The following is an 18425-nucleotide window of genomic DNA, read 5'->3' as shown; positions in this document are numbered from 1 at the left end:
CAGGCACTGGCAAAACCATACCTTGCAAATCCCGGGCCCATCAATCAGCAGAACCACGTTTCAGATCAAGGGATTGCGCATTGTTCAGGGCGGACTAAAGAATTAATGCATCGCACAATATTTGCCGTTGCTCTTATTGTTACCAAATAGGCTGAAACCCCGCGGCGTGTCTGGCGTCATAAAAAAGAGTGATTGCTATTTGTAATTGACGCAACATATAATGTTGCATCGCAGCTTCTCACTTCGAGCGAGGCAGCACATGCTCGTCGCCCTGGCTATCCCCATGGCCGGAATCATAATCGGCCTCCCTTGGTACCTATACAAGCGCCGCCAGCGCCGCCAACGCCGGCTAAGAGAAATTTCACTGAGAGGCGGCAGCCTGTGCCCTGAATGCGGCCACTACGTGCCGCCAGCAGCGCTGATGTGTCGCCATTGCTTCGCCCAGGCAAGCCACCACCCCGCGGCCACCACACGCTCAAGCGCTGCACCTCAAGCTACTCGCTCATCGGCGGAATAATAGCTCGCGCACATCCTGCGGGCGGGCTAACTTCGGATTCGGTTACGTTTAGCACACCAGTTCATAGATGCTGGTGGTCTAATGAGAGCAGGCTACGCCGTTCCCCTGGCAGAGCCTTCGAACTGACATGCTCACGGCTTACACTCGTGCTGTTGCACAATCGCAGATCTCATTGGGTACAAGATGCTCAAACTCAGGAAATCAGTGGGATGCCCTATCTGCCGTACCGCTTGGTTAGGCTCTCTCAACCCACCTGAAGTGGTGGCCATTCGACACGTGCATTCATCGCTATACCGATGCAGTGCCTGCGAAACTCTTTGGGAAAGAGAGCAGCCGCGCGCTCGCACCATAGATGCAAAGTACGCACGGGACAAATTTCCGGCCGCTTTTGCGCATCCGTAGGTCGGCACGAACAATACACGATCACTAATCAGCGCCAGCAGTGTCATCTGCCTGCGCGGCGCTGCCCATCGCCCTCTTCTGTGTCGAGGGAACCCCGTGGACCCATCCGATGCTACAGGCCGCTCGGGCCGTAGTAGCGGTAACAACTCAGCCTGCTTGTCCATACCCTTCGGGATTAGCCGACTGCCAGCGCCAGCCATCCTGACACATTTGGTCAACATCCCGCTTGGCGGCCCAACCAAGTAGTTTCGAAGCGTGTGCGACGTCCGCCCATGACTCGGCAAGATCTCCGGGCCTGCGGCCTTCTATCCGAAATGGAACAGTGCGCCCAATAGCCCGTTCGAACGCCCGGACCAACTGCAAAACGCTCGTGCCGTGCCCTGTGCCGAGATTGATAGGCACGAACCCCTTGGTGTCAGCGACATGCGCCACAGCTTTGGCATGCCCCTCCGCCAAGTCCATGACGTGCACGTAGTCCCGCACACCCGTTCCGTCGACAGTTGGGTAGTCGCCACCATAGACGCTCAAATGCGTACGGCGGCCGACAGCAACCTGAGTCAGGAAGGGAAACAGATTGTTGGGAATTCCACTTGGATCCTCACCTATCAAACCGCTGGAGTGAGCGCCAATAGGGTTGAAGTACCTGAGGACGATTGCACTAAACTGGTCATTCGCTGTACACATATCGCACAGCACCCGCTCGACCATTGCTTTCGTCCATCCGTAGGGATTGATGGGCCCTATTGGATTTCCTTCCTGGAACGGGCACGTCAGGTTTGCATCGTATACGGTCGCGGAAGAGCTGAAGACGAATTTTTTGACATTGGCCGTTTGCATCGCCCTCAATAGGCTCAAGGTGCCACCAACATTGTTGTCGTAGTACCGCAGTGGCTCTCGAACCGACTCCCCCACTGCCTTCAGAGCTGCGAAATGCAGGACAGTACTGAGAGGTTTCCCCCGATGCGCTGCGTCCTGGAAAATTCGGCCCAGAAGCGCTTCGTCCCGAACATCCCCCTGCACGAACTCCAACGGTTTTCCAACAATTTTCTCGAGCCGCGTCAGGACCTTGCGGCTGGAGTTGCTAAGGTTGTCGAGGATGACAAGGTCATATCCCGCCTCAATCAGCGCCACCACCGTGTGGCTACCTATGTAGCCAGTACCACCAGTTACTAAGATAGACATTTTCAACACCAATTATCACACTCGAACCCGCAGGCTGAGCCGTTCACGATCGCGATCCCTAAAAAGAGTCGCGTGTACCACAATCAATAGCGACACAGCATACCGGACAGAGAGATAAAATTCTCCCTTCTCACAAAATTAGTAGGGCAGCACAACGCTGCTGGTGGTGCTCCTGATGGCCTGTGCCGCATCCCACCCCCGTGCTGTCTCAGACGACCCACTCATTTACACTAGCGGCTTGTTTTCCGCTCTCCTCCGCCGTGCACACTGCCCGCCGCTACCTGGCCACCGAAATCTATCGTTCCTCGTCCGTCGTCCTCATGGCGCTGGTGGGGTTGTTTTCGTTCTTCGCCCTGGTGGATGATCTGGACCAGGTGGGCCGCGGCGGCTTCAAGCTGTATCACCTGTTGTTCCTGGAGTTGCTGGCGCTGCCGACGCGGATCTACGACATCCTGCCCATCGGTCTGCTGATCGGGGCGATCCTGGCGCTGGCGGGGCTGGCGCAGCGGCACGAGCTGGTGATCCTGCGGGTGTCGGGGGTAAGCGGGATGCGGCTGCTGGGGATGTTGTGGCTGGTGTCGGTGCCGGTGATGATGCTGGCGATCGTGCTGGCGGAGTGGTTGACGCCGGCGGCCGAGATCAAGCTGAACGAGACGCGCCTGACGATCACGGGCAGCGCGGGTGGTCGGTCTTCGGGGGTGCTGCGCAGCGGCTACTGGTTCAAGGAGGACGCCGCGACCGGCGAGCGCATCATCAATGTGGGAGCGATGCAGGCCGGCGGCGGCGCCTCGGATGTGACGCTGTACGATTTCACGCCGTCGCGGCAGCTGGCGTCGATCACGCAGGCGAAGACGGCCAGTTTCGGTACGAATGAGCTGCGTCTGCATGACGTGGCGATCACGACGGTTTCCCCCACGCTGGAGTCTTCGTTGCACGCGGGGACGCGGGCGACGCAGGCGCCGGTGGTGGTGACCCGGGAGGCCGAGCGTACGGTGTCGACGACGCTGACGCCGGAATTGCTGCTTGCCCGGGTGCTGACGCCGGAGCGGATGTCGTTCACGGATCTGCTGGATTATGTGGGCTATCTGAACAAGAACCATCTGACGTCGGACCGGCAGATCGTGGCCATCTGGCGGAAGTTGATCTATCCGTTCACGCTCCTGGCGATGATCACGATCGCGGCGCCCGTGGGGTTCATGCAGACGCGGCGCGGCGGGGTCGGGGTGAAGATTTTCCTGGGCATTCTGCTGGGCGTGGGCTTTTTCATGTTGAATCAGCTGGCGCTGAATGTGGGCATGTTGAATCGCTGGCCGGCCTGGGTGACGGCGGTCGCGCCCAATGCGCTGGCATTGGGTGCCGCGCTGCTGGCGATGCTGGGGATGGAGTACGGCAATCTGCTGCGCGCCCGGTGGCGGCAGGCGGCGGGCGCGGCGACATGAGTATCTGGATGATCGGCGACTTGCAGGGGTGCTGCGCGCCGCTGGAGTCGCTGCTTGCGCGGCCGGAGATCGCGGGCGATGCCGATGCGCGGTTCTGGTTCGCGGGCGATCTGGTGAACCGCGGGCCTGCCTCGCTGGCGACGGTGCGCAAGGTGATGTCGCTGGGCGAGCGGGCGGTGGCGGTGCTGGGCAATCATGACCTGCACCTGCTGGCGGTGGCGGCCGGGCTGCACAAGGTGGGAAAGTCGGACACGATCCAGGAGATCCTGGATGCGCCGGATGCCGCCGACATATTGACCTGGCTGCGGCATCGGCCGTTGGCGCATTTCCAGCTGGGGCATCTGATGGTGCACGCGGGCGTGCTGCCCGGCTGGACGGCGGCGCAGACGCTGGCGCTGGCCGGCGAGGTGGAGACGACGCTGCGCGGACCCGACTGGCAGGATTTCCTGGGGCAGATGTACGGCAATCAGCCGGCGGCCTGGGATGACGGGCTGCAAGGCGCGGATCGGCTGCGGGTGATCGTGAATGCGTTGACGCGGATGCGTTTCTGCACGGCGGACGGCACGATGGAGTTCGCGGCCAAGGCGAACGCCAGGCATGCGCCGGATGGGTTCATGCCTTGGTTCGACGTGCCGGGCCGGGCGACGGAGTCGGTCACGGTGGTGTTCGGGCATTGGTCGACGCTGGGTCTGCTGGAGCGTCCGGGCCTGCTGTCGCTGGACACGGGTTGTGTCTGGGGCGGGCAACTGACCGCGGCGCGGCTGGAAGACCACAAGCTGGTGCAGGTGGCCTGCCAGCAGTATCAGGTGCCGGGCTGATCGCCCGCCGGCAAAAGGGGTAATCGTGGACGTGCTGGAGACCCGCCTGCCGGAAGTGCTGGTGTTCGCGCCCGAGGTGCGGCGCGATGCGCGCGGGTATTTCGTGGAAACGTTCCGGGCAAGCTGGCTGGAGCAGGCCGGTATCCAGGCGGAGTTCGTGCAGGAGAATCAATCGCTGTCGCGGCGCGGTGTGCTGCGCGGGCTGCATTTCCAGTGGCCGGGCGCGCAGGGCAAGCTGGTGCGGGTGGCGCGGGGCCGGATTTTCGACGTGGCGGTGGACGTGCGCTTGGGATCGCCGCGTTTCGGCGCCTGGGTGGGCACGGAACTGGATGGCGAGGCCCACCGGCAGGTGTGGATTCCCGCCGGATTCGCCCATGGCTTCTGTGTGCTGTCGGACGAGGCCGAGGTCGTCTACAAGTGCACGGCCTATTACGATGCGGCCACCGAGGCCGGTGTGCGCTGGGACGACCCCGCGCTGGACATCGCCTGGCCCGGCGCGGGTCCGTATGTCCTGTCGGCCAAGGACGAGGCGCAGCCGCTGCTGGCCGACCTGCCGCGCGACCGTTTGCCGCCCTATCGGGGTACGCCATGACCATCCTGGTCGCGGGCGCCGGCGGGCAGCTGGGGCGCGAGCTGGTTTTGCGCGGCGCGGCGCTGGGAGTCGTGGGGCTGGATCACGGGCAGTGGGACGTGAGCGATCCCGTGGCGACCGCCCGCATCGTGGCCGAGTATCGTCCCCGGGTGGTGATCAACGCCGCCGCCCATACGGCGGTGGACAAGGCGGAAGGCGAGCCCGAGCGGGCCCTGGCGGTGAACCGGGATGGCGTCCGTCATCTGGCCCTGGCCTGCGCGGCCCAGGGCGCGGCGCTGCTGCATCTGTCGACCTGCTATGTATTCGACGGCGCCAAGGGCACACCTTATACCGAGGATGACACCCCGCATCCGCTGAATGTCTACGGCCGCAGCAAGTGGGAGGGGGAACGGCTGCTGCCGGCCCTGCTGCCCCGCCATCTGACGCTGCGGGTGTCGTGGGTGTTCGGCGCGCATGGCGGGAACTTCGTCCGCACGATGCTGCGGCTGGCCGGCGAAGGCCGGCCGCTGCGCGTGGTGGCCGACCAGACGGGCACGCCCACGCACGCGGGCGACATTGCCCGGGCCTTGTTGCACTTGGCCCGCCGCATCCAGGGTGGCGAAGAATTGCCGTGGGGTACTTATCACTATCCGGGCGGACCGGTGACGACCTGGCATGGCTTCGCCCAGGCCATCATGGCCCAGGCTCGCGATACGGGCCTGCTGGACACGGCGCCCCCGGTGGCGGCCATCGGCAGCGGCGACTACCCCGCGGCAGCCCGGCGGCCGCGCTATTCGGTGCTGGACGGCACGCGGGGCCGCGAGGTCCTGGGACTGGAACCGGCCGACTGGCGAGCGGGATTGCAAGAGGTATTGTCCGCATGGAAGGACGCGGCATGAATCATGTTCCCCGGCAGGTCCTGGTCACGGGCGGCGCCGGCTTCATCGGATCGAACTTCGTGGCCGCTCTACTGGCCAGCGATCCAGGCGTGCGGGTCGTCAATCTCGACCTGATGACCTACGCGGCGGATCCGGACATCCTTCCCCGTTTCGACGCCAGCGGCCGCCATGTCTTCGTCCATGGCGACATCTGCGACGCGGAACTGGTCGCCCGTCTGCTGCGCGAGCACGACGTCGACACCATCGTCCACTTCGCCGCCGAAACGCACGTGGACCGGTCCATTACCGGGCCGGGCGATTTCGTGCGCACCAACGTGGACGGGACCTTCGTACTGCTGGAGGCGGCACGGCAGGCCTGGCTGGCCGAGGGCCGCTCCGCCCAGGGGCGGCGCTTCCACCACATTTCCACGGACGAGGTCTACGGTTCGCTGGGGCCGGACGACGCGCCTTTCACCGAGTCCTCGCCCTACGCGCCGAACTCGCCCTACTCCGCCAGCAAGGCGGCCTCGGATCACCTGGTGCGCGCCTATCACCGCACCTATGGACTACCGGTGGTGACGACGCATTGCTCGAACAACTACGGCCCCTACCAGCACGACGAGAAGTTCATTCCCACCATCATCCGCTGCTGCCTGGCGGGCGAGCCGATACCGGTGTTCGGCACCGGCGGCAATTCGCGCGACTGGCTGTACGTGGATGATCATTGCCGGGGCATAGACCGGGTGCTGCGGGACGGGCGCACGGGCGAGACCTACAACATCGGCGGCGGCTGCGAACTGAACAATATCCAGGTGGCCGAGAAGCTGTGCGCGCTGATGGATGAACATCATCCCGAGGGCGCGCCGCATCGCCGGCTGATCAGCTTCGTGGCGGACCGGCCGGGGCATGATTGGCGGTATGCGATCGACGCGGGGAAGATGCGGGAGGAGCTGGGATGGGTGCCGAAAGAAAACTTTGATGCCGCGATAAAGAAGACCGTGGATTGGTATCTGGCCTCCCGCAACAGGTAGAATGATTGGACCAAAGTCCTTATCGGCTGCCATGAAGCTCCCTCCCGCCACGGTCGAATTCTCCGCCATTGCTGCGCCTCGCGCCGTGGATGAAATCGAATCCCAGATCCGCGCCATGGTGGCGCAAGGGTTGCTCAAGCCCGGTGACCGGCTGCCGTCCGAGCGGGACCTGGCGGCCAAGCTGAACGTGAGCCGCAATACGCTGCGCGAGGCGATGCGCACGCTGGAACGGGCCGGCATCCTGGAGATGCGCAAGGGAACGCACGGCGGGGCCTACATCCTGCACGGCAGCTCCGACTCCATCATCGACGGTCTCAGTAATCTCTATCACCTGGGAGCGATCTCGCCCGAGCAACTGACCGAAGCCCGCATCTGGCTGAGCGAGATCGTGGTCCGGGTGGCGTGCGAACGAGCGACGGAGGAAGACCTTCGGGCCCTGGACGAAAACATTCAGGCGGGCCGGCAGGCGATTGCGGATGATCGTTTCGACATCCGCCAGCGGCTACATCGGGAATTCCACCTGATCCTGGCGCGTATGACCCGCAATCCCATTATCGAGGCCACGATGGCCGGCGTGATGGAGGTGATGGGCCTGTTCATCGAACGCATCGGCCCGAGCGAGAACGCCTTTACGGAGCCGGCCCGCGACCGGCTGATGAAGCATTTGCGCAAGCGCGACGCGGAGGCGGCGGTCAAAGAGATGACCTCATACCTCAAGCGCCTGCAGACGCGCTACCTGGACCAGTGGGCCGAGCGCCGGCCGCCGGAACACTGATCCCCGCTCTCGCAATGCGAAAACGCCGCCCTTCCGGGCGGCGTTTTCGTTTGGGGGATGACTATTGCAAAAAACCCTGGACAACTCTTTTGCCGAACTGGTAGATTGCTTGAATGGTTCAACCAATATGGGCACGGAGACAGAAGATGTTGTCGTACGAAGATAACGAGCGCTTGGTCAGGGTCGGACCCGATACGGAGATGGGCAGGCTGATGCGGCTGTACTGGCTGCCCTTCCTGGCCGCCAGGGACGTGGAAGCCGACGGGCAGCCGTACCGGGTGCGCCTGCTGGGCGAGGACCTGGTGGCGTTCCGGGACAGCAGCGGCCGCGTGGGACTGGTAGACCATGCCTGTCCCCATCGGGGCGCGCAGATGGCGTTCGGGCGCAATGAAGAAGACGGGCTACGCTGCATCTACCACGGCTGGAAATTCGGCGTGGATGGCCGCTGCCTGGACATGCCGGCGGAACCCGCCGGATCGGCGATGCCGGGGCGCATGCGCATTAAGTCCTATCCGGTGCGCGAGCGTCATGGCGTGCTCTGGACTTACATGGGACCGGAGGCGGGAAATCCTCCACCGCTGCCCGATATGGAATGGAACCTGGTGCCGGAAGACCAGGTCGTGGTGACGCTGCGGGTGCAGGAGTGCAATTGGCTGCAGGCGCTGGAGGGCGAGATCGATTCCGCCCACGCGGCGATCCTGCATGGCCGGGTGGACGGCGGCACCGTGAATCAGTGGCGCCAGGCCCAGGACCTGATGCCCAGCTTCGAGTGCCAGCAGCACGACGCCGGCATCAGCATCGCGGCGCGGCGCAAGGTGGGCGACGAGCAGAACTACGTCCGGGTCAATCAGTTCCTGATGCCCTTCTGGACGCTGGTGCCGCCGCAGTCGCAATTTCCTGAACTGAGCGGCCACGCCTGGGTGCCGATCGACGACGAGCACACGCTGTGCATGATGTTCTCGTACCACCCTTCGAAGACTTTCTACGAGAAGAGCCGCAAGGTATTCAAGGAGGGCTACAACGGCCGCGAAACGGGCCACGCCTCGGACCACTCGTTCGAACAGCGCCCGCCCACGGACCCTTATCACACGTACTGGAGCAAATTCAATCGCGGCAATGCCTATCAGTTCGACTACCGCTCGCAGGTGGAGAAGTACAAGGCAGGCTTACCGGGGTTGTGGGTGCAGGATGCCGCATGCCAGTCGGGCGTGGCGCCGATCTACGACCGCACGCGCGAGCACCTGGGCACCACCGACACCGGCATCGCGCGCACGCGGCGCTTCCTGCTGGAAGCCTTGAAGCGGCTGGCGACGGAACAAGCCGAGCCGGTTTCGGTCCGCCAGCCGGAGCTGTTCATGCTGCGCGCCATCTCCGTCACGATCCCTGAGGGAAGCGACTGGATGGCGGCCGGCCGGGACCTGATGCGGGCCCGGCTGGGCGAGGACTTCGGCTATACCCCTTGACCCGCGACGGATCCGGCTTTGCCGGTCCCCAGGTAGAGCCCCCCAGGGGACGCGTGCAAGCGCATAGGGGGAAACACAACAGGCGCGCACCCTTTCATCGAATCCGCGCCAAGGAGACGACATCATGATCTTGCATCGCATCGAGTGGCGCCTGGCATTGGGCGCGGCCTGTGTCTCGCTGTCCGCCGCCGCGGGCGCTTCGGACTATCCCAGCAAACCCATCCAGATCATCGTGCCGTACGCGCCAGGCGGTTCGACCGACCAGTTGGCGCGCGCGCTGCAAAAGCCGATGAGCGACGCGCTCGGTCAGCAGGTGGTGGTGATCAACAAACCTGGCGCGGGCGGCACCATAGGCACCGACCAGGTCGTGCGTGCCGAACCCGACGGCTATACGCTGGTCTTCGGCAATAGCGGACCCAATGCCATTGTCGCGCTGACACGGAAGATTCCGTACGACCTGTTCAAGGATCTCAAGCCCGTATCGACCGTGGCCTTGACGCCGATGATCCTGGCCGTCCCGACCGACAGTCCCGCCAAGACGGTGAAGGATTTCATCGCCTATGCGAAGAAACATGACGGCAAGATGAACTTCGGCTCGGTGGGCGCGGGTTCGCTATCGCATTTGACGGGCGAATATTTCAACGACATGGCCGGCTTGCATATGCAGCACGTGCCTTATACCGGAGGCGCACCCATGCTGCCGGCCTTCATCGGCGGCGAGATCCAGGCCGCGTTCGTGACCGGCCTGGACGGCGCGACCATGCTGGCCTCGGGCAAGGTGCGCTACCTGGCGGTGGGTACCGAGCGTCCGACTGACGTGGCGCCCGGCTTGCCCGCCATCGCCGCCGACGTACCGGGTTTTCGCAGCGTAGCCTGGTTCGGCGTGCTGGCCCCCAAGGGCACGCCCGACGCCATCGTCGCCAAGCTCAATCGAGCCGTGGCCACCGCGGTTGCCAATCCCGAGGTGAACAAGCTGTTCCGCGAGCGTTGGATCGAACCTCACAGCAGCACTCCGCAGGAACTGACCGACATCATCAAGAGCGAAGTTGCGCAATGGAAGCCTGTGGTCCAGAAGGCGAATATCCAGAACTGACGCTTTCCATGCATTAGGAACCCAAGCATGCTGCACGACCTGGTAAGCGATTTTCCCGAATACGAAGCCCGCCCGGCGCAGGCGCCCCTTGCGCTCGCGGATGTACGGGTGGTCGATTTTTCTCATTTCATCGCGGGGCCGTTCGCCACGATGATCCTGGCCGACATGGGCGCGGAAGTCATCAAGATCGAAGCCCCGGTACGCGGCGACGATTTCCGGCAGTATCCGCCGGTCCACCCCGACATTGGCCAAGGCGCGCCCTTCCTGTGGAGCAACCGCAACAAGCGCAGCGTGGCCCTGGACCTGAAGTCCGCCGACGGACTGCGGATCGCCCGCGAACTGATCGCAGGCGCCGACGTGGTGGTGGAGAATTTTTCCACCGGCGTCATGGCGCGGCTGGGCCTGGACTATGCAACATGCCGCGCGGGAAATCCCGGCCTGGTGTATTGCTCGGTATCGGCCTACGGACGCGAAGGCGCGTTCGCCGACCGCCTGGGCTTCGACCCCATTGCCCAGGCCGAGAGCGGCTTCATCTCGATGAACGGCTATCCCGACCGCGAGGGCGTGCGTGCGCTATCTCCGGTCATGGACATCAGCACCGCGATGATGGCCGCCAATGCCATCCTGGGTGCGCTGGTCGCCCGCGGGAAGACCGGCCAGGGGCAAGCCGTGGAGGTCGCGCTGTTCGACAGCGCGGTGCTGATGACCGGCTACGCCACGCTGCAACATGTGTTCAGCGGCGAGGAGCCGCGCCGCCATGGCAATACCAGCCCCGACACTTGCCCGTCGGGCGCGTTTCAGGCGCAGGACCGCACCTTCTACATCAACTGCGGCAGCAACAAGATCTTCCAGCGCCTGATGGCCCAGGTGCTGGAGCGCCCCGACCTGGCTGAACATCCTGACTATGCCAGCGGCGCGGCTCGCAGCCAGCGGCGAACCGAGCTGTTCGCCATCCTGGACGAGGCGTTTTCGCGGCAGCCTTGGACGCACTGGCAGGCGCGCATGCGCGATGCCGGCGTTCCTTGTGGGCTGGTGCGGACCGTAGGTGAGGCCGTGCGTTCGCCCGAGGCGCGCGAGCGCAAGCTGCTGACGCGCGTTCCCCACGAACGACTGGGCTGGGTCCCGAACCTGGCGCTGCCCATACGTTATTCGGCTACGCCGCTGGCAGATCCGGTACCGGCGCCGACGGTGGGGCAACATACCCACGAGGTCCTGCGTGACGTGCTGGGCTACGACGCCGCCCGGCTGGCCGCCTGCGAAGCGGCCGGCGCCTTCGGATCGCGGCCCCGACGGGCCGAGACGGCGGAGGCGCCGTCATGAGCGACCGCAGCCTGAAAGGCCGGGTCGCGGTGGCTGGCATAGGCGAGTCCCGGTATTACAAGCACGGGCAGTCTCCCGACGCCGAGTTCAAGCTGGCCCTGCAAGCGATCCTGGCCGCCTGCCGCGATGCCGGCATCGCTCCCGCCGACATCGACGGCTTCGCCTCGTACGGCAATGAACGCAGCGACGCCTCACGCCTGGCCGCCGCGCTCGGCATACGGCAACTGCGGTCGGCCACCCTGCAATGGGGCGGAGGCGGCGGCGGATGCTGCGCGGCCGTGGCCAATGGTGCCGCGGCGATCCGCGCGGGCATGGCGGAGTGCGTGGTGGTGTTCCGATCGCTGGCGCAGGGGGAACAGGGCCGCTATGGCCAGGCCGCCGACCTGGCCACGGTGTCCGGCGAACGCGCCTACCTCATGCCCTACGGCGTCCTGGCACCGCCGCAGCGCTTCGCGATGCGCGTGCGGCGCTTCATGCACGACCACGGCGTGCGCCAGGAAGCCATGCGCGCCATCGCGCTGGCTTCCTACCGGCATGCGCAGTCCAACCCCCGCGCCGTCATGCACGGCAAGCCGCTGGACGAAGCCCGCTACGACGCTTCGCGCTGGATCGTCGAACCCTTTCGTCTGTACGACTGCTGCATGGAGAACGATGGCGCCGCCGCCATCGTCCTCGTGGATGGCGCACGCGCCCGTGACTTCCCCCACAAGCCCGTCTATCTGTTGGGCGCGGCGGCCGGGTCCGGCTACCGGGCCGGTGCCGATCCACACAACTCGCCCAACTACGCCAGCGCCAACTTCGGCACGCTGGCGCCGGACCTTTACCGGATGGCAGGCCTGGGGCCGAACGACGTCGGCGTGGTGCAAAGCTACGAGAACTTCACCGGCGGCGTCGTCATGGCACTGGTCGAGCATGGCTTCTTCCGCGCGGAAGAAGCCAATACGTTCCTGACGCTGGACAATCTGTCCGCGCCCTCGGGGCGCCTGCCCCTCAACACCAGCGGCGGCAATCTGGCCGAATGCTATATGCACGGTTTCGAGCTGGTCATCGAAGCGGTGCGGCAGGTGCGCGGCACGGCGACGCTCACGGTCCAGCGCAATGACGTCGCACTGGTGACCGGCGGCCCCATGGTCACCCCCGCCAGCAACCTGCTGCTGGGATCGGAGGCTACGCTATGACCGTTTTCACGCCCGGACCGCATTACCTGCCTGGCGGCCTGCCCATCCCCACGGCAGAGCCGGACGGACTCTCCGCGCGGTATTGGCAGGGCCTACGCGAAGGCCGGCTGCTGGTCCAGCATTGCGCTCACTGCGGCACGTGGCAATTCGGCCCGGAATGGCTGTGCCACCGCTGCCAGCGCTTCGATCCGGACTGGCGCGAGGTCGAGCCTCTCGGCCACATCTACAGTTGGGAACGGGTCTGGCATCCAGCCCATCCGGCGCTCAGGCAGCATGGCCCCTACCTGGCCGTGCTGGTAGAGCTGCCGCAGGCGGGCGGGGTACGCATGGTGGGCAACCTGCTGGGCGACGCCATGCAGGAGGTCGAGATTGGCGCGCCGGTCGCGGGTGTATTCGAGCACCATCGCGAAGCCCGTCCGTCCTATTCCCTTCTCCACTGGCGCGTGGCGTGCCATGCATGACGACGCGCCCCCCGACGACGAAACGTACGACCTGGTCGTGATCGGCGCCGGCGCCGCGGGCATGACCGCGGCGCTCACGGCCGCCCTGCACGGATTGCGCGTGGTGCTGTGCGAGGCATCGGATCAATTGGGCGGCACGACCGCCACGTCGGCCGGCACCTTGTGGGTGCCCGGCAATGGCCACGGCATCGAAGCAGGCCATGACGACACGCGCGAAGCCGCCGCGCGCTACCTGGAGGCCCTGCAAGGCCCCGACGACGCGCACGGGCTGCGACGGGCCTTCCTGGACACCGCAGCCGAGGCCATCGACTTCCTGGAGCGGCATTCCAGCGTGCACTTCCAGAGCGCCGGCAGGCATCCGGACTACATGCCGCTGCCCGGCGCGGCGGAAAGCGGGCGGGCGTTGTCACCGGTGGAGTTCGACGGGCGCCTTCTGGGCAGCCACTTCGCCCGGGTGCGGCCGCCCATGCCCGACTTCATGGTGCTGGGCGGCATGATGCTGGGCAAAGCCGACGTACAGGCGCTGATACGGCGGTATCGGTCGCCGCGTGCCTTCGTCCGTTCGGCGCGCCTGCTGGCGCGTCATGCGGTCGACCGCCTGCGCTATCCACGCGGCACACGGCTGGTGCTGGGCAACGCGCTGGTGGCGCGCCTGTACGACAGCCTGCTGCGCACGGGCGTGCCCGTGCGGTTCGGGTGCGCCCTGGCATCGCTGGTGCGACAGGAAGGCCGCGTCGTTGGCGCCACGGTGGTCTCCGGCGGCCGGATAGACCGCCTGCAAGCCCGGCGCGGGGTCGTGCTGGCAACGGGCGGTATCGGACATGGCAGCGCGCTGCGGCGGCGACTGGGCATCGACCCCCGGATCGAATCCTTGGCGTTTGCGGGCGTGCGAGGCGACGGCATAGACGCAGCCCTGGCCGGCGGTGCGGCACTGACATGCCATCTGCCCGCGCTGTTCTGGCAACCCGTATCGCGCGTACCCGATGGAGCCGGCGGCTATCGGCTGTTTCCCCACTTGTACCTGGACCGCCCCAAGCCAGGGCTAATTGCCGTCGATGCGCACGGCCGGCGCTTCGTCAATGAAGCGTCGTCGTATCACCATTTTTCCGAGGCGATGCTGGCGCATCCGGACACGGCCATGCCGTGCTATCTGATCTGCGATGCGGACTTCGTGCGCCGCTACGGTCTGGGCGTGATCCCGCCCGGCACCCGGCGCACCGGGCCTTGGGAACGGCGCGGCTACGGCCTGCGCGCCGCCACGCTGACGGAGCTGGCCGGCCGCCTGGGCATCGAGGCCGAGGCGCTGAGCGAGACTGTCGCGGCCAATAACCGCCACGCCCGCGAAGGCGTCGACCCGGATTTCGGCAAGGGGAGCACGATCTTGAACCGCTTCAACGGCGATCCGTCGCACCAGCCGAACCCCTGCCTGGGCATCATTGCCCGGCCGCCATTCCATGCCTTGCCGGTGTGGCCCGCCGATGCCGCGTCGAGCGCGGGACTGGCCACCGACGCGGACGGCGTCGTCCTGGACGAAGCCGGACGGGGCATCGCCGGCCTATATGCCTGCGGCAACGACATGGCTTCGGTCATGCGCGGCGCGTATCCTGGTCCCGGCACGACGCTGGGGCCCGTCATCGTCTTCGCCTACCGGGTGGGCAGGCATGCCGCCCGGACCGTCTCGCCCGCACACGAGGAACGCCATGCGCCTGCCTGATCCACCCGACGCTGCCCCCGGCGGCCCTCTGGCCGGCCTGCGTGTAGTCGAGTTTGCCGGCCTGGGCCCGGCGCCATTCGCCTGCATGTTGTTGGCGGACATGGGCGCCGAGGTCGCCACCATCACCCGGCCCGATACGCCCGCGACCGACCCGCGTCAGATCGCCGGCCGCGGCCGCCTCGTGGTACGTGCCGACCTGAAATTGCCCGACGCGCGCGACCGGGTCCTGGCCTTGCTCGACACGGCCGACGTGCTGGTCGAGGGCTTCCGGCCTGGTGTCATGGAACGCCTGGGACTCGGCCCCGATGCCGTCGCCGCGCGCAATCCGCGCCTGGTCTACGGACGGATGACCGGGTGGGGCCAGCACGGTCCGCTGGCACAGGCGGCGGGACACGATATTAACTACATCGCCCTCAGCGGCGCCCTGCACGCCATCGGACCGGCGGGCGGGCCGCCGGTCGTGCCGCTGAATCTGGTGGGCGACTATGGCGGTGGAAGCCTGTACCTCGTGACGGGCATACTGGCCGCGCTGCACGAGGTACGCCGCTCTGGCCGCGGCCAGGTGGTCGACGCCGCCATCACCGACGGCGTACTGTCGCTGATGAGCCAGTGCCTGTCCGGCGCGCTCAAGGGTACATATATCGAACGGCGCGGCGTCAACCTGCTGGACGGTAGCGCCCCCCATTACGGCGTCTATGCCACGGCCGACGGCGGCTACATGGGCGTGGGGCCGCTCGAGGCGCCGTTCTTCGCACAACTGTGCGAGCGGCTGGGCGTCGACCCGGCGCTGCGCGATGCCCGGGACGATCCCTCGCGGTGGCCGGCGTTGCGGGCCGAACTGGCCGCCTGCTTCGCCCGCAAGACCCGCGACGAGTGGGCCCGGCTCTTCGCAGGCAGCGATGCCTGCGTCACGCCGGTGCTCAGCCTGACGGAAGCGGCGGCGCACCCTCATCACCTCGCGCGGCGGGCCTTCGTCGACGTGGGCGGGATACGGCAACCGGCGCCCGCGCCACGGTTCTCGCGCACGTCGTCCGCGCCCCGGCCCGCGCAGGACACGGAGATCGAGGCATTGATGGAACGATGGCTCCTCGAACGTCATGACAACTCCCTCGCCGGGCCCGTCGTATGATGAACAGCCTCGCCCGCATGCCGCGGGACACGGGTAACACCAGTTCGGAAAACGCTTCATGACCCACGACGCCGACGACTACGCCTCTCTCTCCCGCCTGCTGAACGACCGCTGGAGCTGCCGCGGCTTCCTGCCCGAGCAACTGCCCCGCGACACCATCCAGCGCATCCTGGCGCTGACGCAGCGCACGGCGTCCTGGTGCAACACCCAGCCCTGGGAAGTGATCGTGACGGCGGGCGCGGGCACGGAACGGTTCCGGCGGGCCTTGTTCGACCACGTGATGTCGCGGCCGCAGGCGCATTCCGATTTCCCCTTCCCGCGCGAGTACCCCGGCGTCTACCGGGAACGGCGGCGGGAGTGCGGCTTCCAGCTGTATGACAGCGTGGGCGTGCAGCGCGGCGACCGCGAGGCCTCGGCCCGGCAGGGGGCGGAGAATTTCCGCTTCTTCGGCGCGCCGCATGTGGCCATCATCACCACGCCCGGGGCGCTGGGCGTGTACGGGGCCGTGGATTGCGGCGCCTATGTGGGCAATTTCATGCTGGCGGCGCGCAGCCTGGGCGTGGCGACGATCGCGCAGGCCGCGCTGGCGGAGTATTCGGGCTTCATCCGCGAGCACTTCGGCATCGGGCAGGATCGCCAGGTGGTCTGCGGGATTTCGTTCGGCTTCGCGGATCCGGGCCACCCCGCCAACGGCTTCCGCACGTCGCGGGCGGCGGTGGATGACGTCGTCAGGTGGGTGGAGGAGTAGAAAATCCTCACGGTCCTAAGGATTCTTCCGTAATTCCGAGTTCATCATAGAAAATCCTTAAGTTCATGAGGATTTTCTTGTCAAATTGGGCATACTGATCAAGAATCCTTTTGACCGTGAGGATTTCATGAAAATTACGCTCGCCGACGCAACTAGCCTTGGCCCGATAGTACGTGCCGTCCGCAAAGCTCAGGGCATCCGCCAGGACGATGCCGCTGGAAGTGTGGGTGTAAGCGAGAATTTTCTGAGCAAGATCGAGCGCGGCGGCGAAACCGCGCAGTGGGGAAAGCTCTTTCAGGTCCTCGACGGACTGGGGATCCGAATCATCCTCGATCTACCAGAAGATACCGCAGATCGCCTTTCGGCTTCGTTCGGAAGTGATGCCCAAAAACCATGAGCAGACGCACGCTCATTGCCAGCATCAACAGTCGCCGTATCGGTGAACTTTGGGAGCAGGATGGCCTGTGGGCTTTCCAGTACGACGCGGCCTGGTACGCCGACAGCAATGGCTATCCATTGAGCCCCCACCTTCCATTGCAGCGTGCCCCGTTGATCGACGGCGCGAGCAAGCGTCCGGTGCAATGGTATTTCGACAATCTATTGCCGGAAGAAGGCCAGCGCGTCTTGTTGGCCGCCGACGCCCACATCGATGCAGCGGATGCGTTCGGGTTGCTAGGCTATTACGGTGCGGAATCCGCGGGCTCTGTCACGCTGGAAACAGGTGTCGCACCGGACACCGGTATTCCCGAGGGGCTGAAGCCGCTGCCCGACAGCGAGCTGTCACGCCGGATCCGTCAGTTGCCTCGCGTTGCACTGACCCATGGGTCGAGCAAACGGATGTCCCTGGCCGGAGCGCAGCACAAGCTTGCCGTCGTACTGCGCAACGACGAACTTTATGAGCCATCGGGTTCACTGCCTTCGCTCCAGATCCTGAAACCCGAACACGTGGATCCGGCCTATCCGCATTCCGTCGCCAACGAATGGTTCGTCATGCAGTTGGCATCCAGGATGGGGTTGGACGTACCGACCGTACGGCGACGCTACGTTCCTGAACCGGTCTATGTCATCGACCGGTTCGACCGCGTCTCGACCAGCGGAGCCTGGGAACGACGTCACGTCATCGATGCCTGCCAGCTTCTGGGACTGGACCGCACGTTCAAGTACGCGCAGGGCAGTCTCGAGAATCTCGCGCGCCTGGCCGACGCGTGTCGAAGTTCCGCCATCACGCGTACGCGGCTCTATTCATGGCTGGTCTTCAACATGCTGACCGGGAACGGCGACGCACACCTGAAGAACCTGAGCTTCTTCGTGTCGGCCTCCGGCGTACAGTTGGCTCCGCACTATGACCTCGTCAGTACCTCGGTCTACGATACGCCAGCCTTTGACCGGCGAGACTGGCCCGATGCGACGCCGTTGGCCTGGCCGCTGCTGAATGCTCGAAGATTCGCGGAAATCGACCGGCCGTTGATGATTGAGGCAGGCACGGCGCTGGGCATTCGCCGAAACACGTCGACAAGACTGCTGGATGTTCAACAGCGCAGCGTGGTGAACTCGGCCGTCTTGCTGTATGAGGCATTCCTGGCCGATGCGAATGATCGAACGCGCGCTCAGCCAGCGCTTCAAACAACAATCGCCGGCGAGGCTCGCTGCCTGCGCGCCATCGTTTACAACGTGATCAAGGAAATGGCTGAGCGCTTGGCTTGAAC

General features: G+C 65.4%; 17 protein-coding genes. 16 read left to right on the top strand and 1 reads right to left on the bottom strand.

Features of this window, described 5'->3' with window-relative positions; all coding sequences use genetic code 11:
* Positions 1–1066: 1066 nt before the first annotated feature.
* Positions 1067–2101, bottom strand: a complete 1035-nt coding sequence (galE, locus tag ABD104_RS27580) for a UDP-glucose 4-epimerase GalE (RefSeq protein WP_343928594.1) — start codon at positions 2099–2101, stop codon at positions 1067–1069.
* 260 nt (positions 2102–2361) lie between these two features.
* Between galE and lptG the strand changes: the two genes are divergently transcribed.
* The 16 genes from lptG (at position 2362) to ABD104_RS27500 (ending at position 18423) form a co-directional block, all read left to right on the top strand.
* A complete protein-coding gene (lptG, locus tag ABD104_RS27575; protein ID WP_343928593.1) occupies positions 2362–3540 on the top strand; it encodes an LPS export ABC transporter permease LptG in 1179 nt (392 codons plus the stop codon).
* Positions 3537–4358: a symmetrical bis(5'-nucleosyl)-tetraphosphatase gene (locus tag ABD104_RS27570; RefSeq protein WP_343928592.1), complete on the top strand. Its 822-nt coding sequence runs from the start codon at positions 3537–3539 to the stop codon at positions 4356–4358. Before lptG ends, ABD104_RS27570 begins: the two co-directional genes overlap by 4 nt.
* A gap of 25 nt (positions 4359–4383) precedes the next feature.
* Positions 4384–4950 carry a dTDP-4-dehydrorhamnose 3,5-epimerase gene (gene rfbC / locus ABD104_RS27565; RefSeq protein WP_425543361.1) on the top strand — a complete coding sequence of 189 codons (567 nt, stop codon included), beginning with the start codon at positions 4384–4386 and terminating at the stop codon, positions 4948–4950.
* The gene (gene rfbD, locus ABD104_RS27560; RefSeq protein WP_343928591.1) at positions 4947–5828 is read left to right on the top strand and encodes a dTDP-4-dehydrorhamnose reductase; all 882 of its coding nucleotides are present in this window, start codon (positions 4947–4949) and stop codon (positions 5826–5828) included. Before rfbC ends, rfbD begins: the two co-directional genes overlap by 4 nt.
* Positions 5825–6838, top strand: a complete 1014-nt coding sequence (gene rfbB, locus ABD104_RS27555; RefSeq protein WP_343928590.1) for a dTDP-glucose 4,6-dehydratase — start codon at positions 5825–5827, stop codon at positions 6836–6838. The genes rfbD and rfbB overlap by 4 nt, the downstream gene beginning before the upstream one ends.
* A 31-nt stretch (positions 6839–6869) precedes the next feature.
* Entirely contained in the window at positions 6870–7613 is a 744-nt protein-coding gene (locus tag ABD104_RS27550; RefSeq protein WP_165963016.1) for a FadR/GntR family transcriptional regulator, read from the top strand.
* Positions 7614–7759: 146 nt separating this feature from the next.
* Positions 7760–9076 carry a Rieske 2Fe-2S domain-containing protein gene (locus ABD104_RS27545; protein WP_087840915.1) on the top strand — a complete coding sequence of 439 codons (1317 nt, stop codon included), beginning with the start codon at positions 7760–7762 and terminating at the stop codon, positions 9074–9076.
* Positions 9077–9200: 124 nt separating this feature from the next.
* The gene (locus ABD104_RS27540) at positions 9201–10169 is read left to right on the top strand and encodes a Bug family tripartite tricarboxylate transporter substrate binding protein (RefSeq protein WP_343928589.1); all 969 of its coding nucleotides are present in this window, start codon (positions 9201–9203) and stop codon (positions 10167–10169) included.
* A 27-nt stretch (positions 10170–10196) separates the two neighbouring features.
* Positions 10197–11489, top strand: a complete 1293-nt coding sequence (locus tag ABD104_RS27535) for a CaiB/BaiF CoA transferase family protein (protein ID WP_343928588.1) — start codon at positions 10197–10199, stop codon at positions 11487–11489.
* On the top strand, positions 11486–12667 hold the full coding sequence (locus ABD104_RS27530; protein WP_343928587.1) for a thiolase C-terminal domain-containing protein: 1182 nt from the start codon (positions 11486–11488) through the stop codon (positions 12665–12667). Before ABD104_RS27535 ends, ABD104_RS27530 begins: the two co-directional genes overlap by 4 nt.
* Positions 12664–13128 (top strand): Zn-ribbon domain-containing OB-fold protein, encoded by a 465-nt coding sequence (locus tag ABD104_RS27525; protein WP_343928586.1) that lies wholly within the window; start codon positions 12664–12666, stop codon positions 13126–13128. Before ABD104_RS27530 ends, ABD104_RS27525 begins: the two co-directional genes overlap by 4 nt.
* On the top strand, positions 13121–14842 hold the full coding sequence (locus ABD104_RS27520; protein WP_343928585.1) for an FAD-dependent oxidoreductase: 1722 nt from the start codon (positions 13121–13123) through the stop codon (positions 14840–14842). The genes ABD104_RS27525 and ABD104_RS27520 overlap by 8 nt, the downstream gene beginning before the upstream one ends.
* Positions 14829–15971 carry a CaiB/BaiF CoA transferase family protein gene (locus tag ABD104_RS27515; RefSeq protein WP_343928584.1) on the top strand — a complete coding sequence of 381 codons (1143 nt, stop codon included), beginning with the start codon at positions 14829–14831 and terminating at the stop codon, positions 15969–15971. The genes ABD104_RS27520 and ABD104_RS27515 overlap by 14 nt, the downstream gene beginning before the upstream one ends.
* 58 nt (positions 15972–16029) lie before the next feature.
* A complete protein-coding gene (locus ABD104_RS27510) occupies positions 16030–16719 on the top strand; it encodes a nitroreductase (RefSeq protein WP_343928583.1) in 690 nt (229 codons plus the stop codon).
* Between the two features lie 85 nt (positions 16720–16804).
* Complete coding sequence (locus tag ABD104_RS27505) at positions 16805–17116, top strand: helix-turn-helix domain-containing protein (protein ID WP_243724370.1); 312 nt, start codon at positions 16805–16807, stop codon at positions 17114–17116.
* On the top strand, positions 17113–18423 hold the full coding sequence (locus ABD104_RS27500; RefSeq protein ID WP_343928582.1) for a HipA domain-containing protein: 1311 nt from the start codon (positions 17113–17115) through the stop codon (positions 18421–18423). Before ABD104_RS27505 ends, ABD104_RS27500 begins: the two co-directional genes overlap by 4 nt.
* The last annotated feature ends 2 nt before the right edge of the window (positions 18424–18425 follow it).

The sequence above is a fragment of the Pigmentiphaga daeguensis genome, assembly GCF_039523035.1.
Taxonomy (GTDB): Bacteria; Pseudomonadota; Gammaproteobacteria; order Burkholderiales; family Burkholderiaceae_B; genus Pigmentiphaga; species Pigmentiphaga daeguensis.
This window is presented reverse-complemented; position numbering and strand designations above follow the sequence as displayed.